Below are 12,940 nucleotides of genomic sequence, written 5' to 3' on the forward strand. Positions count from 1 at the left end.
AGTGCGGCGCTCTAGATCGCAGATTTTTGCGCAACTTCATCAAACAGCCACTTAATCCCTGTACTAGGATACGAAGCGCCCTTTGGTCGATCTGCATGAAACAGGAGTTAAACAGGCAGTCGACCAAACCCGTTGCTATAAGGCAACCTTTCCACACTTCACATTCATGGATGAAATGATGAACTCACAAGCACTGTTCCCCCATATCGGCAAGGTCATCGCCAGTACCGGCAGCCGGCGTTTTCCACGCATGCTGCACGACCTGATCCTCACCCAGTTGCCGGTGGACGCCACCCACATTACCCAGCTGCGGGCAGATCCGGAACAGGCCAGCGAAGGTCATCGGCGCAGTGCCGTGCACCACCGCCACCCCCTGCACGACAAGCCGGCCAACGACGATCCGCTGCTGCGCGCGGCCTTTCCCGAGCAGAGCGCCGAGTCCGGCCCCGCCCTCCTGCGGCGCCGTGGCCCCGGCAAGGACCCGGCGCAGCTGCACCTGACCGTCCGCAAGGATGCCTACCAGTACGTGCTCTCGGTGTACCGCAGCAACCAGGCCCGCAGCTTCTCGCCCCAGGAACGCCTGCTGCTCGAAGACTTCTCGCCACTGCTGCTGCCCATGGTGGAAAAGCACATCAGTGCCCTGCAGCCCCGCGGCCAGGACGGCGAGCAGGACAACACCGCCATCGAGGGCCTGCAGACCCTGCGCCTGCGTTTCGCCGACCGCCTGGCACAGTCCGGCCTGAGCCTGTCCAACCGCGAGATGGAAGTCTGCGTCGGCCTGCTAGCCGGGCGCACCGCGCCACAGCTGGCCGAGCAGTGCCAGCTCAAGGTCAACACCGTCGAGAGCTATCTCAAGCGCGCGGCGATCAAGCTGGGCATCAGCGGCCGGCACTCGCTGCTGCGCTGGATGTACTCGCCCCAGGAAGCCGCCGCGCCGGTCGCCGCCAACGCCGAGTAAAGGCCCCCGCGGCACCGGTCTTGTGCACCGGCGCCGCGTCGCCTGGCGTCAATCGCGGACCAGGGCCTGGTTCGGCCCCAAGTGCGCCGGGACGGCCCTGAAAACCACCCCCGATCAGCGTCGAACAGGCGAGCGCGGTCATGAAGAGCGAGTCGCCACGGCTGAGCTGGTCGAGCCAGAGCTCCGTTGCCCGGCGGTCAGCGGCGTTCATGACGGCCTGCGGCGAGCGAGATTCAAGCACCAGCCCCTGGGCGGCATGTCACCCCGAACCCGGACAGCCCACCGGCTGCCGACCGCCGGGGCGCGGCCCTGGCGGCTGTCGAGAGGTTGGCGATGGTTTACGGATCAGCTGAATTAGCTGTAGGAAATTGACCATCCGTACCTGAGGTTCCTGACGCGCCAGTCCAGCCCCGAACTCTTTGCAAAACCTGTCGCCGAAGTCCGTTGCAACTTGCTGCAGTCCCGTGTCCACGGGTCTGCGGAGCACTGGCCAGGGACCGGCGCCGGGGCTTGGCGAGCCCGGCCCGGGGTTTCCTGTCCCGGTTTACCCTTACAGACGCGAAGCAAATGCTTAGGCTTAAATCAGACGCATCTGACCGGATCGGGTTCATGGAGGACCTGCTGCGGTGTGCCGTCGCAATAAGGTTTCAAGGCTTCGATCAGCGATTTGCCTTGATCAAGGATGATAGGGATATGAGTCTGACCAGCAGTATCGCCAACCTGGAAACACCGAATTTCTACTTGGAACTGGGGCAGTTGATCTCCAACACCGGCCAGGGCCAGTTCGCTGCGAACATGCTCGAGCTGGTGAACAAACTGGTGCCGGCCGATCACCTGGTGCTCAGTGAATGGACCCTCGACGAGCGCCAGACCCGCGCCGAGGAAATCACCCTGCTGGGACGTGCCGGACAGCCGGAACAACTGCCGGAAGCCGCCCGGCGCCAAGAACCGCTGCTGCACAAAATGCTGGAAATGGACGATTCGCTGCTGATCCAGATCAACGCCCAGGTCCATGCCCGGCAAGCGCGCAATACCCCGCACCAGTGCCACCTGGTGTCACGCAAGGCCAACCGCCGCTGCGTGATCGCGCTCTACCGCGAATCGACCCAGAGTGGATTTTCCCTGGCCGAGCTGTCGTTCCTCAAGAGCCTGTCCTCGACCCTGCTGCCGCTGCTGGAACGCCATGCCCAGATGCATCGCCAGCAGGCCCTGAAGAACCTGCGCAGTTGGACCAGCCGGCCCCGGGACAACCAGGAGCAGTCGCCATTGCAGCGCGAGTTCGACGAACGCCTGTCGCTGGGCGACATCACCCTCTCGGCCCGGGAAAAAGAAGTCTGCCTGGGGCTGCTCACCGGCGGCACCGTGCCGGAGATGGCCCAGCGCCTGAGCGTGAAGAACAGCTCCATCGAGACCTACCTCAAGCGCGCCGCCGCCAAGCTCGGGGTCAGTGGCCGCCACGGCCTGGCCAAGTGGATGGTGGGCGCCTGAACCGGCACGGCCCGGACTCCCGGGAGGATATCCCCGGCCCGGGCCGCGCCCGCCTGTACCACTGAGCCGTCAGATCTCGCAATCGGGGTGGATCACCCGCCACTGGCCGAACAGCTCCAGCCCCGCGGCCCGAGCCAGCGCCACCGAGGCCAGGTTATCGACCTGGCAGCGGTACTGCGGCTCCTGGCCCTGCGCCAGGGCATGCCGACAGATCGCCCGCACCAGCCTGCGGGCATGGCCCCGGCCGCGAAACGCCTCCAGGGTCAGCACGCCCAGATCGGCCAGTGGCGACCCGTCCCAGGCATACATGCTCGCCGCCGCCACCAGCCGGTCCTGCTCGAAAGCGCCGAACACCGCCCAGTGATCCAGTTCGACATAGGCATTGTCCAGGTCCTCTGCGCTGGCACTGGACTGGAAGCGGGCGAACCGCTGCTCGTCCGCTGCCGACAATGCCCGGGTATCGCCCAGGGCCGTATCGCGCAACAGCTCGGCGTGACGTTGCCGGGGGTAATAGAACACATGGTCGGCGCCGTTGAGGCGGATACCGGCCTGCTCCAGGCGGGCCAGGAAGGCGGCCTCGGTATCCACCGGCCCCTCGGCCAGGCCGAGGATCTGCGCCAAGCCCGGGGTCAACACTGCCTGGCTGCCGCCGGGAGTGCGCAGCAGCATCAGGCGCGATGGGTCTGCCAGCCCGGGATCGACCCGCACGCTGAAGCCGCCGTCCTCGCGCAAGCCTTCAGGGGCGCGCAAGCAGGATTGCCAGTAGTGGTCAATAGTCGTTGCAAACAGGCTCATCAGGGTCATCCATCGGGGTTGTCATTGGGTGACCACACTCCTCTCCTGGCTGGTGGCCTGCGAGTGTCCAGGCTAGCGCGGTGCTGTTCCGGCCGCTGTAAATCTGTGTGAAAAACAGTGCAGGAACACCACGCCAGCCGCGCCATGCCCTGGTCTCTTCCCGTCCTCGAGCCTTCGTTCATGGCGCGCCAGCTTCAGCTGACAGCCCGCGCTGCACCTGCCAGGACAGGGGCAACGTCAGCAGCAGGAGCGCCGCCAGGACCATCACCGCCGGCGCCACGCCGGCGACATCGCTGAGCAGTCCGGCCAACATCGGGGCCAACGCGCCGCCGCCGATGGTGCCGGTGTAGAACAGCGAGAATGCCTGCTCGCGCTTGCCGGCCCGCGCCAGGTCCGGCACTGCGCCATACAGCACCGACGACGTGCCGTTGAGTACCAGGCCCAGCAGCGGCAGCGCCACCATCAGGGCGCCATAGGGCAGGAACACCGCCAGGACGATCAGGCACGCCGTGCTGGATTCGGTCAGCCAGACGGTCTGCATCATGCCGATGCGTGCCCCCAGGTAACCGCAGAACAGCTTGCCGAACGCGCCGCCGATGAACAGCAGGGTCAGGGCCAGGCCGATTCCGGCGCTGCCGGCCCCCTTGGCCTTGAGCAGGAACGGCAGGAAGGTCAAGAAGCCCATGCGCACCGCACTGTCCAGGGTGCCGGTGACGATCAGCGCCCACAGGCCAGCGGCCGAACCCTGGCCGCTGAGGACCGTGGGCGCCTTGTCGCGCAGGGCCCAAGTGCTGGCCCGGGACGGGAGCAACCACCACAGCAGCAACGCCGCGGCCAACCCCAGCAGGCCCACCAGGGTCACGCTGGCGCGCCAGCTGACCAGCGCCAGCAACAGGCCCACCACGCCGGGGACCAGGGTCTTGCCGATATCGCCGGCGAAGTTGTATTGCGCCAGGGCCTCCTTGACCCCGCCGCCGGCCTCATGGGTATCGGTGATCAGCGAGGAGGCCAGCGGGTGCTGGGTACTGGCCCCCAGGCCGCCCAGCAACAGCGCCAGGAACAGCACGCCCAGGCCGGTCGCCTGCCCGGCCAGCAGATAGGCCAGGCCGGCCAGCGCGGTTCCTGCCACCAGCAGGCGCTCGCGCCCCCAGCGCCCGGCCGCGCGGCTGGCCAACAGTTGGACGCCGGCCATCATCCCGGCATAGACCCCGCGCAAGAGGCCGACCTGGGCATAGCTCATGGCGAACTGGGCCTGCCACACCGGCAACAGGACATAGATCACATCGGTGAGGCCATCGTGCACGGCATGGGCGCTGCAACCGGCCAGCAGCGAGCGGCGCCGCACCTGGGCAGCGCTGGCGGAGGCTACAGCGGGAATCGCGGGGTTCTGGTCATTCATGGGGGTGGCCGGATGGGTTGGGGGAAGAGTCAGCGGACAATGCCCGGGCGCGATCGAACATGGCCCGGGAGCGGCGCTGCAGGTACCGGGCGAACAGGTTGCGGGCGGCGGGCTCGTCGGAGGCGATCGCCATGGCCTCGGTGCAGGCGTCGACGGCTGCCAGCCCCAGCCCCGGGTATTCGACCAGCTTCAAGCAGGCATCCTCGATGGCCAGCAGGCCGCGCCGCTGGTTCCAGAATCCCTCGAACAGCGCATGCTTGCAGGCACTGGCGGGCATGTCGTTGAGCAACGGCTCGACGAATTTCAACACTTGGCTCTGGCGCAGCGGCCAATCGCTCAGGCTCATCTCAGGTAGTCCTTGGAGGGGCCAGTTGCTGGCGTGGCCGCGGCGCGCGCCAACCGTGCCAGCCGATCAGCGGGGCCAGCACCTGGGACACCAGGATCAACGCCACGCAGCCCGGCCAGCCCCAGCGGTTCCAGAGTGCTGCCGGAAGCACGGCGCCAGCGCTGCCGCCCAGGTAGTAGCAGGTCAGGTACAGCCCCACCGCCCTGGCCTTGTCCGGCCCGGCGCTGGCGCTGATGAAGGCATTGGCCGCCGCCTGGGCCAGGAACACCCCGGTGGAGCTCAGGGCCAGGCCCAGCACCATCAGCCACAATGACGACAACAGGCTCAGGGCCGAGCCGCAGACACCCAGCGACGCCGCCACCAGCAACAGCTCGGCCTGGGGCCGGGACTTGCTCAGGCGCCCGGCGAGCGGGATCACCACCAGCGCCAGCAGGAACACACCATAGAGCGCGCCCAGGGCCGCCGGTCCCAACTCGAATGGCGGCAGCCCAAGGTAGAGCCCGGCGTAGGTGAAGGTGGCGACTTGCGCGAACAACACGCAGAACCCCACGGCATAGGACGCCAGCAAGGGCTTGCCGCAGAGTGGGCGCCAGCTGCCACGGCGCTCGGCAAGATGGCGCTCGGCCGCCGGCGGATTGGCCGGCAACAGCCAGTGGATGGCCAGGCCGAGCAGCAGGCTCAGGCCCGCCAACAGCGCGAAGGCCTCGCGCCAGCCCAGGTACTGGGTCGCGACACCGGTGAGCAAGCGCCCGGCGAACCCGCCGAGCACGGTGCCGGCCACATACAGGCTGGTGACCTCGGTGACCAGGCCGCCGCGCCAGCGGTCGCCGATGTAGGCAACGCTGGTGGCGAAGACCAGGGGAATCAGCAGGCCTTCGACGAAACGCCACAGCAGCAACTGGGCCAGGTTGCCAGCGCAGGCCACCAACCCAGCCGGCAGCGCCAGGGCCAGCGCCGCCAGCACTATCACCCGGCGTTGATCCCAGGCACTGGTCAGGCGGCTGGTGAATGGCGCCCCGAGAGCCACCGCCAGGGTGGTGACGGTGATGCTCCAGCCCGCTTCCCTGACGCTCACGGCAAAATCCGCGGCGAACACCGGGAGGATGCCCTGGGTCGCATACAGGTTGAGGAAGGCGGCGCAGCCACATAGAAACAGGGCCAGGCGGGCATGGCGTGCAAGCGGGGACATGAAACCTCTCGTTTTGTGCCGAAAGGCTTTTATAAAATACGCCGCTGGAGCAGGACCAATACCGATTTCCGACCGATCAATACCCAGGGAACAGGATGCTCGATCTACGCAGGCTGCGTTACTTTCTGACCGTCGCCGAAGAACTGCACTTCGGCCGCGCCGCGTTGCGCCTGCACCTGGCGCAACCTCCTCTGACCCGGCAGATCTCGGCGCTGGAGAGCGAGCTGGGGTTTCGCTTGTTCGATCGCACCAGCCGCAGCGTGACCCTCACGGCCCAGGGCCAGCATTTTTTGCCCTATGCCCGGGCGGTGCTGGAGCAAATGGCGCTGGCCGAGGCCATGGCCGCCAAGCTGGCCGCCGGCAGCGCTGGGCAACTGGCCCTGGGATATGCCAGCTCGATCGCCTTGTCGGAGTTGTTCAGCGAGGCGATCCAGGCCTTCGCCCAGCGCTTTCCCGAGGTGCAGTTGACGCTGGTGGAAGGCGCCTCGGCCAGCCAGTGGGCGCAGATCGTCGATGGGCGGATCGACATCGGCCTGAGCCGGATGCGGCCGCCGGACGAGTTGGCCGAGATCCATACCCTGTCCCTGGGGGACGAGCCGCTGGTGGCGGCGCTGGCCAGCGACAGCCCGCTGGCGGCCCAGGCCGAGGTGACCCTGGCCGAGCTCAGCGAAGCGCCGCTGATCCTGTTTCCGGCCGGCTATGGCTCGGGGCTCAACGAAGCCATCGAGCAGCTGTACCGTCGTAACGACCTGCCCCTGCGGCCGGGGCCCAGCGGGCGCCAGATCACCTCGATCATCGCCCTGGTCGCCGCCGGCCAGGGTATCGCCCTGGTGCCCAGCTGCACCCGGACCCTGGCGAAAAAAGGCGTGAGCTACCGACCGGTGGTGGACCTGGGCGCTACCGCTCCGTTGCTGGTCCTGACCCACAGCCAGAAGCGCAGCCCCCTGGCGCAGGCCTTCATCGGCGTCCTGGAAAACCTGCACCAGGCCAGGCGGGCCTGAGTCAGAGGACCGTCAGGCCCAGGCCGGCCAGGAGCATGCCGGCCTGGCTACGGGAGATGATCGCGCCCTTGAACAGCTTCGCGTCCACCAGCCGCAGGCCCTGCAGGCTGGCTTCACGCAGGTCGGCGTCGTCGAAACGGGCATTGTTCACCCTGGCCAGGGACAGGCTGCCCCCCTCGATGAACACGGCCTTGCGAAAGTCGCAATAGGTCAGGTCCGCTTCGCTGAAATCGATGCGATACAGCTGCGCCTTGTAGAACGAGATACCGGACAGCATGGCGCTGTTAAGCAAGCAGTCGGAGAAGCCCAGGCCCAGGGCCGAGACATCGGCGAAGTTGGCGCCGGTGAGCTTGCAGCCCTCGAACTGCACATGGGCGACCTTGCTGCGTTGCCACAGGGTGTTGTTCAGGTCGCAGCGTTCGAAGCGGGCATCGGTGAGCACCGCCGAGCGCAGGGTCGCCTGGCCGGCCCGGCAGCTGGTCCAGCGGCTGTTGGCCAGGTTGGCGGCGGTGAGGTTGCTACCCATGAAGCTGCAGCGTTCGAAATGGGCACCGGCCAGGTCGCTGCGGGACAGGTCCTGGCCGCTCAGGTCCAGGCCCACGCCATGCACGGGCAGCGGTTGGCTGGCGGCCAGTTGCGCCAGGGAGCGCTCTTGCAGATCCTCGGGGGTGATTTCGAAGTAGCCGTCTTGCGCCTGCATGCCCTCTCCTGAGCCTGGGATTGAAGGTAGGCATCTTCTGGATAGCGGACCGGCAGGTCAAGGTTGGGAGTGGACACACAACTGCCTGAACGATCGCCCCAGCAGATGGGTACCTCCTTCAATATCGTGAATCTGTTAGGCTGCGCGGCCGGCCAACGTAACCACAACATCGAAACGAGGAACCGTACCCTATGGACGTCTACGCAATCTGTGGGGCTGGAGGTTTTGGTCGCGAGGTAATGCCTCTGGCGATCAAACAGCTGCACAAGGTAGACAACCCAGAACAGCCACGCCTGGTATTCGTCGATGACCAGTTGGCCGGCTCCACCGTCAACGGTTTCAGCGTATTGACCTTCGACGAGTTCCTGGCCCTGGATGCTCGGCGCTACTTCAACATCGCCATCGCCTCCAGCAAGGTTCGTGAAACTCTGGCTAACCGGCTGATCAGTGCAGGTGCCTCGCCATTTGCCATCTCGGCGGAAAATGCCCAGGACCTGGCCGGCAATGAAATTGGCGAAGGCGCCATCATGTGCCCCTTTTCCATGGTGACGGCGAACGCCAAGATCGGGCGTTTCTTCCACGCCAACATCTACAGCTATGTCGCCCATGACTGCATCATCGGTGACTTTGTCACCTTCGCTCCCAACGTCCATTGCAATGGTGCCGTGGTGATCGAAGACCACGCCTACATCGGCTCAGGGGCGATCATCAAGCAAGGCACTCCGGAGCGCCCCATCGTCATTGGTCAGGGCGCCGTGGTCGGCATGGGGGCTGTGGTGACCAAGAGCGTAGCGCCCTACACCACCGTCTGCGGCAACCCTGCCCGCCCTTTGCATAAGGAGTGACCTGGCCGGCCAGCTAGCTGGATGTAGATCTCGCTAGCCGATCACGTTGATCCCCAGGCGCGCGGCGAGGTGGCTCATCTGATCGCGATCGAGCTTGACTCCGTCCAGGTTGACCAGCCGGATATCCAGGTCGCCCAACTGCGAGTTGGTCAGGTCGCAGCCGGTGAAATCGGCGGATCGCCAGTCCAGGAGGCTGAACTCGCCACCGGACAAGTCCGACCCGGCAAAGCTGGCGCCGGTGACATTGGCACCGGTCCAGCGGTTGTCCCACAGCTCGCACTTCTCGAGGTTGACCTTGGAGAAGTTGGCGTAGGCCAGGTTGCTCTTGTTGATATAGGCATTGCAGAACCAGGACTTGCTGGAAATCACGTTCATGAAGCTGGCGCTGCTGAAGTCGGCGCCCTGGGCCTTGCACTCGGTAATCTCCAACCCCAGGGCGCTGGCGAAGTTGAATAGGCAGACCGTCAGGTCACAGCGCTTGAACGAGGCGCCCTTGAGCTTGGCGCTGCGAAAGTTGCAGCCGACCTGACGCTCGGGGTCATAGAAACTGCAATCGATGAACTGGGTTTCCGACAGGTCGACCCGGGAAAAATCGCAATCCAGGAAGGTCATACCCGTGACCACCTGACCGGTAAACTCCTCCGCGCCAATGCGCTTGTTCTCAAAAACTTGGGATTCCATGGCGCTTTCCTACACAATCCGTGACCGATAACGCGACAAACCTAGCATCCCGGGCAGAGCCATTTGAAGCCTTTGTGTCTCAAGCCGCTCACCCGGGAACGAGCGCTATTGGCGGCGAAGCTGAACAGCTGAGCCCGTTCTTTTCATAAAACAGCGACGAGGCCAGGGCGTGGCTCCCCGGCCTCAGGGGGAAACTGTTCGATAAGGAACTCCACGAAGCTGCGCAGCCTGGTCGAGTGATAGCGATCCGGCAGGTAAACCGCATGCACCGGGCGGCCCGGCAGGCTCTGCTCGGGAAACAGCTGCACCAGGCGGCCCGCCTGGACATCCGCCTGCAACAAGAACGCAGGTTGCAGGACGATCCCCAGGCCATGCAGGGCAGCGACACGCAGCGCCTGGCCGTTGTTGACCTGCAGCCGCGCCGATGGCGCTCGGTGGGCCAGCTCTTCCCGGGCGCCGGGCCAGTCGTTGAATGCTGTCGGACTGAACGACAGGCATTCGTGATGCAGCAAGTCCTCCATTCTTCGCGGCATGCCCCGACGCGCCAGGTAGCCCGGAGAGGCGCACATCATCAGCCGGTAGGGGGCCAGGGGCCTGGCCACCAGCGGCGCATCCTCCGGCAGCGCGCCAATGCGAATGGCTACCTCGAAGCCCTCCTCCGCCAGGTCCGTGACCCGGTCGCAGAGCACCACCTCGAGCCGGACCTCGGGATAACGATCCATGTAGCTCGACAAGACCGGCATCAACGCGTCTGTTGCGAAGGTCACCGGCGCCGTGACCCGCAGCTTGCCCACGGGCGCCAGATGCTGGTGCTGGGCTTGCTCGTCGGTCTCGGCCACCAACCGCAGGATTTCCTTGCAGCGCAGATAGTAGTCCTCACCGAAGCTCGTCAGATGCTGGCGCCGCGTCGTCCGCTTGAGCAGTTGCATGGCCAGGCGTGCCTCGAGGGAGCGCAGGTGCTTGCCAGCCATGGCCGCGGAGATACCCAGGGCAACGGCGGCGGCACTCAGGCTGCCCTTCTCTACCGTCAGGACGTACACCCGCATGCTGTCCAATAAATCCATTCGAAACTCCTGGTTCCAAGTCATGCAACTGGATGCAAGTTTATCTCCTTGAGGTAATCAATAAACTCTCCGCAAGCGCTCAGCCGATCGGATAGAGGCCACCCGGCCACAGAAGCGGCTGAACGCTCTCACAGGAGAAAATCATGGATTTGAATCTGGCAGGCCGTACGGCCCTGATTTCTGGAGCCAGCAACGGCATCGGGGCTGGCGTTGCGCGGGTGCTCGCCCGGGAGGGGGTACGCATCGCCCTCACCGCGCGCCAGTCTGATCGCTTGCAAGAGGTTGCCGCCCATATCGAAGCCGCGGGGGCTGCCGCGCCGATTGTCCTCAGCGCAGATGTGACGAATGCAAGCGATGTCGCCCATGTCGCTGCCGAAACCGCCAGGGTCTTGGGTGGCATCGACATCCTGGTCAATTGCGCTGGCGGCGCCCGCCCCACCGGGCTTTATGCTTGCGATGACGACTGGGAGGAAGCCTTTGCCCTCAACTTCTCCGCGGCGCGACGACTGACTCAGGCTGTACTGCCAACAATGCGGGCACGCCAATGGGGCCGCATCATCAACCTCAGCGGCTCGATGGAACCCCGATCGCTGAACGCCGCTACCGCCGCCAAAGGCGCCCTGCATCTCTGGGCCAAGGGGTTGTCATGCGAGGTGGCCTCCGAGGGGGTCACGGTCAACTGTATCGCCCCCGGCCGAATCAACAGCGCCCAGGTGCTGGAAAGGTTGCACCCAACGCAAGACAGCCGGCAGGCATTCATTGCCCGTCATATCCCCATCGGTTACTTCGGCGAACCGCAAGATGTTGCCCCGGTGGTCGCATTCCTCGCCTCGCCCCTGGCTCGCTATATCACCGGGGCGGTGATACCCGTCGATGGCGGCATGCATTTCCATGCGCATTGAGTGGCGTCACGCACCTGCTCCCTGCTTGCGCCCATCAGGAGCCAAGGTATTGAGAGCTCGACCCAAGCCAAGCCCAGTGAGCTGTGCACCTGCGCCGATTGGGCTCGTGGAGTGGCTCGTGCCCAATGGGGTCAACCGCTATCAAGGAGAGATGGCCAGGCCTGGGGATGTGAATGGCAAGCCGGCGCTCGAGGCTACGTGGCAATCCCCAGGGATTGAACCAGGAGGGCCGCAATAGCCCCATCCCTCTTGCTACCCCGCACAGGATCTTGCGCGCCTGACCAGGTAATAAGCGATGCCCAGGGCGAACAAGGCAGGCGCTGCATTGTCGAGGTCAGTGAAACCGCCCGCCAGATGCCGCCCCGCCTGTACGACCATGGCGCCAGCACCGACGTACAGGATCACTACCTTAAAACGCTTGTACTTCATCGGGTCCTCCCACTTTGGGAGCGAACCTACCAGAGGGGCATGGTCTTTCCAAACGAGCAACTGGATTGTCACCCGCACGGCGATGGCGCAGATCTGGAGCAACATCATGAGCCAACCGGCGCCGCCTTTTATCAATGCATTCCAACGAGCTAGTGCAGGGAGATCCGCAGCGCCGACGAGCTGGGTATAATCCGCCGATTTTTCGAGGCATCAGCCCCATGCACGGACGCTTGTATCTCTGCGCGCTATTCATCGCCCCAACCCTGGCTGCGCAGCCATCCCCTTACAACTACGACCAGGCACCAACGGACGGCTACATGTACGCCGTTAGATATCAGCAAGCCAAGCTGGCTTGTAAAGCGCTGCCCGATGACCTCGAAACTGACTACGCCAAGGCGATGCAACTGGCCAAGGCGGCCAGCCCTGAGTTTGAAAAGACCTATGCGAAAGGTCTTTCCGCTACCCCTCGCTGGCATAGACCTGCAACGACTGAAGAGCAGGAAGCACAGTGCAATGAAGCTCAGGTTGCACTTCGAGTGACAGTCAAGCTCGCTCGCCAGTGGTTTCCAGGGGGTTGGTGACAGCCAGTCACAGGCGAAGGTCGTCGAACCTTGGACAAACCTGGAGAAACCGGCCGTCTAATGCTGCTTGCTGTTACCCGGACGAGCGCGGCGTTTACCCTTGGTCGCCTCGATGGATCTCCTCGTTGATGTCTGCCACCCGCCCACCGTTATCGCCACAGCAAGGGCGCGACAACCTCCGTCTCTACGGCCACCCGCAGACTCGCTGGATAGTCGGTCGTAACGATCAGGAGATCGTTGGCTTTCCTGCGCAAGGAGGAATGTCGGGGCGGTTACTTGTTTCGGGCATACATGCTGGTCAATCCCTGAATAAAGCGGCAACGCCGTTGCCACTTTGTAAAGAATGCGCGGAAAACCATTGCCGCTTTTCTGCATTTGCCACAGCCCTCCTTTCCGGGAGGCCTTGATTTACGGAACTCTCAGGCTTGGCACACAGGTTGCTAAGTCTCAGCCCGCAAAGAGTCTGGTCTCCTATAGCTTCCCGACTTAAGCGTCAGCCTCGATAGAGCCCCCGGTATCCAAGCATATGAACCGGGACGGTCAATCGCTGCCGTAACCGACA

The 12,940-nt window shown here is 64.6% G+C and carries 14 protein-coding genes; 6 read left to right on the forward strand and 8 right to left on the reverse strand.

Translation table 11 applies throughout. The features are described from left to right. The first annotated feature begins 178 nt into the window (after positions 1 to 178). Entirely contained in the window at positions 179 to 958 is a 780-nt protein-coding gene (locus ACK6AU_RS15510; protein ID WP_185701743.1) for a helix-turn-helix transcriptional regulator, read from the forward strand. Positions 959 to 1,651: 693 nt separating this feature from the next. Then, on the forward strand, positions 1,652 to 2,446 hold the full coding sequence (locus ACK6AU_RS15515; RefSeq protein WP_185701742.1) for a helix-turn-helix transcriptional regulator: 795 nt from the start codon (positions 1,652 to 1,654) through the stop codon (positions 2,444 to 2,446). A gap of 69 nt (positions 2,447 to 2,515) precedes the next feature. On the opposite strand, the gene ACK6AU_RS15520 is transcribed toward ACK6AU_RS15515, so the two are convergent. From ACK6AU_RS15520 to ACK6AU_RS15535, 4 genes are all read right to left on the reverse strand, one after another. After that, positions 2,516 to 3,241: a GNAT family N-acetyltransferase gene (locus ACK6AU_RS15520; protein ID WP_185701741.1), complete on the reverse strand. Its 726-nt coding sequence runs from the start codon at positions 3,239 to 3,241 to the stop codon at positions 2,516 to 2,518. Between the two features lie 178 nt (positions 3,242 to 3,419). Then, positions 3,420 to 4,640, reverse strand: coding sequence for an MFS transporter (locus tag ACK6AU_RS15525; RefSeq protein ID WP_409299881.1), 1,221 nt, complete (start codon positions 4,638 to 4,640; stop codon positions 3,420 to 3,422). Beyond that, the gene (locus tag ACK6AU_RS15530; protein WP_185701739.1) at positions 4,633 to 4,986 is read right to left on the reverse strand and encodes a hypothetical protein; all 354 of its coding nucleotides are present in this window, start codon (positions 4,984 to 4,986) and stop codon (positions 4,633 to 4,635) included. Before ACK6AU_RS15530 ends, ACK6AU_RS15525 begins: the two co-directional genes overlap by 8 nt. Position 4,987: 1 nt before the next feature. After that, positions 4,988 to 6,175, reverse strand: coding sequence for an MFS transporter (locus ACK6AU_RS15535; protein ID WP_409299884.1), 1,188 nt, complete (start codon positions 6,173 to 6,175; stop codon positions 4,988 to 4,990). 95 nt (positions 6,176 to 6,270) lie between these two features. Between ACK6AU_RS15535 and ACK6AU_RS15540 the strand changes: the two genes are divergently transcribed. Beyond that, complete coding sequence (locus ACK6AU_RS15540) at positions 6,271 to 7,176, forward strand: LysR family transcriptional regulator (protein ID WP_185701737.1); 906 nt, start codon at positions 6,271 to 6,273, stop codon at positions 7,174 to 7,176. A gap of 1 nt (position 7,177) precedes the next feature. Here ACK6AU_RS15540 and ACK6AU_RS15545 read toward each other — a convergent pair whose 3' ends face one another. Next, the gene (locus ACK6AU_RS15545; RefSeq protein ID WP_409299886.1) at positions 7,178 to 7,876 is read right to left on the reverse strand and encodes a pentapeptide repeat-containing protein; all 699 of its coding nucleotides are present in this window, start codon (positions 7,874 to 7,876) and stop codon (positions 7,178 to 7,180) included. A 191-nt stretch (positions 7,877 to 8,067) separates the two neighbouring features. Between ACK6AU_RS15545 and ACK6AU_RS15550 the strand changes: the two genes are divergently transcribed. Then, complete coding sequence (locus tag ACK6AU_RS15550) at positions 8,068 to 8,721, forward strand: acetyltransferase (RefSeq protein ID WP_409299888.1); 654 nt, start codon at positions 8,068 to 8,070, stop codon at positions 8,719 to 8,721. 33 nt (positions 8,722 to 8,754) lie between these two features. On the opposite strand, the gene ACK6AU_RS15555 is transcribed toward ACK6AU_RS15550, so the two are convergent. After that, positions 8,755 to 9,402, reverse strand: a complete 648-nt coding sequence (locus tag ACK6AU_RS15555; protein ID WP_185701734.1) for a Qnr family pentapeptide repeat protein — start codon at positions 9,400 to 9,402, stop codon at positions 8,755 to 8,757. A gap of 143 nt (positions 9,403 to 9,545) precedes the next feature. After that, a complete protein-coding gene (locus ACK6AU_RS15560; protein WP_409299890.1) occupies positions 9,546 to 10,466 on the reverse strand; it encodes a LysR family transcriptional regulator in 921 nt (306 codons plus the stop codon). Positions 10,467 to 10,609: 143 nt separating this feature from the next. Between ACK6AU_RS15560 and ACK6AU_RS15565 the strand changes: the two genes are divergently transcribed. Then, on the forward strand, positions 10,610 to 11,368 hold the full coding sequence (locus tag ACK6AU_RS15565; protein ID WP_185701732.1) for an SDR family NAD(P)-dependent oxidoreductase: 759 nt from the start codon (positions 10,610 to 10,612) through the stop codon (positions 11,366 to 11,368). 252 nt (positions 11,369 to 11,620) lie between these two features. Here the strand turns inward: ACK6AU_RS15565 and ACK6AU_RS15570 are convergent, their stop codons facing one another. After that, on the reverse strand, positions 11,621 to 11,797 hold the full coding sequence (locus tag ACK6AU_RS15570; RefSeq protein WP_185701731.1) for a hypothetical protein: 177 nt from the start codon (positions 11,795 to 11,797) through the stop codon (positions 11,621 to 11,623). Positions 11,798 to 12,015: 218 nt separating this feature from the next. On the opposite strand from ACK6AU_RS15570, the gene ACK6AU_RS15575 reads away from it, so the two are divergent. Continuing rightward, positions 12,016 to 12,378: a hypothetical protein gene (locus tag ACK6AU_RS15575; RefSeq protein WP_185701730.1), complete on the forward strand. Its 363-nt coding sequence runs from the start codon at positions 12,016 to 12,018 to the stop codon at positions 12,376 to 12,378. Positions 12,379 to 12,940: the final 562 nt, after the last annotated feature.

It is taken from the genome of Pseudomonas sp. KCJK8993, assembly GCF_046230915.1.
In the GTDB taxonomy this organism is placed as follows: Bacteria; Pseudomonadota; Gammaproteobacteria; order Pseudomonadales; family Pseudomonadaceae; genus Aquipseudomonas; species Aquipseudomonas piscis.

Excerpts from the sequence above, each read along its gene's own strand:
- ACK6AU_RS15515 (WP_185701742.1), top strand. The coding sequence starts at position 1,652 with ATGAGTCTGACCAGCAGTATCGCCAACCTGGAAACACCGAATTTCTAC.
- ACK6AU_RS15530 (WP_185701739.1), bottom strand. The coding sequence starts at position 4,986 with ATGAGCCTGAGCGATTGGCCGCTGCGCCAGAGCCAAGTGTTGAAATTC.
- ACK6AU_RS15525 (WP_409299881.1), bottom strand. The coding sequence starts at position 4,640 with ATGAATGACCAGAACCCCGCGATTCCCGCTGTAGCCTCCGCCAGCGCT.
- ACK6AU_RS15535 (WP_409299884.1), bottom strand. The coding sequence starts at position 6,175 with ATGTCCCCGCTTGCACGCCATGCCCGCCTGGCCCTGTTTCTATGTGGC.
- ACK6AU_RS15545 (WP_409299886.1), bottom strand. The coding sequence starts at position 7,876 with ATGCAGGCGCAAGACGGCTACTTCGAAATCACCCCCGAGGATCTGCAA.
- ACK6AU_RS15520 (WP_185701741.1), bottom strand. The coding sequence starts at position 3,241 with ATGAGCCTGTTTGCAACGACTATTGACCACTACTGGCAATCCTGCTTG.
- ACK6AU_RS15550 (WP_409299888.1), top strand. The coding sequence starts at position 8,068 with ATGGACGTCTACGCAATCTGTGGGGCTGGAGGTTTTGGTCGCGAGGTA.
- ACK6AU_RS15575 (WP_185701730.1), top strand. The coding sequence starts at position 12,016 with ATGCACGGACGCTTGTATCTCTGCGCGCTATTCATCGCCCCAACCCTG.
- ACK6AU_RS15510 (WP_185701743.1), top strand. The coding sequence starts at position 179 with ATGAACTCACAAGCACTGTTCCCCCATATCGGCAAGGTCATCGCCAGT.
- ACK6AU_RS15555 (WP_185701734.1), bottom strand. The coding sequence starts at position 9,402 with ATGGAATCCCAAGTTTTTGAGAACAAGCGCATTGGCGCGGAGGAGTTT.
- ACK6AU_RS15565 (WP_185701732.1), top strand. The coding sequence starts at position 10,610 with ATGGATTTGAATCTGGCAGGCCGTACGGCCCTGATTTCTGGAGCCAGC.
- ACK6AU_RS15560 (WP_409299890.1), bottom strand. The coding sequence starts at position 10,466 with ATGGATTTATTGGACAGCATGCGGGTGTACGTCCTGACGGTAGAGAAG.
- ACK6AU_RS15570 (WP_185701731.1), bottom strand. The coding sequence starts at position 11,797 with ATGAAGTACAAGCGTTTTAAGGTAGTGATCCTGTACGTCGGTGCTGGC.
- ACK6AU_RS15540 (WP_185701737.1), top strand. The coding sequence starts at position 6,271 with ATGCTCGATCTACGCAGGCTGCGTTACTTTCTGACCGTCGCCGAAGAA.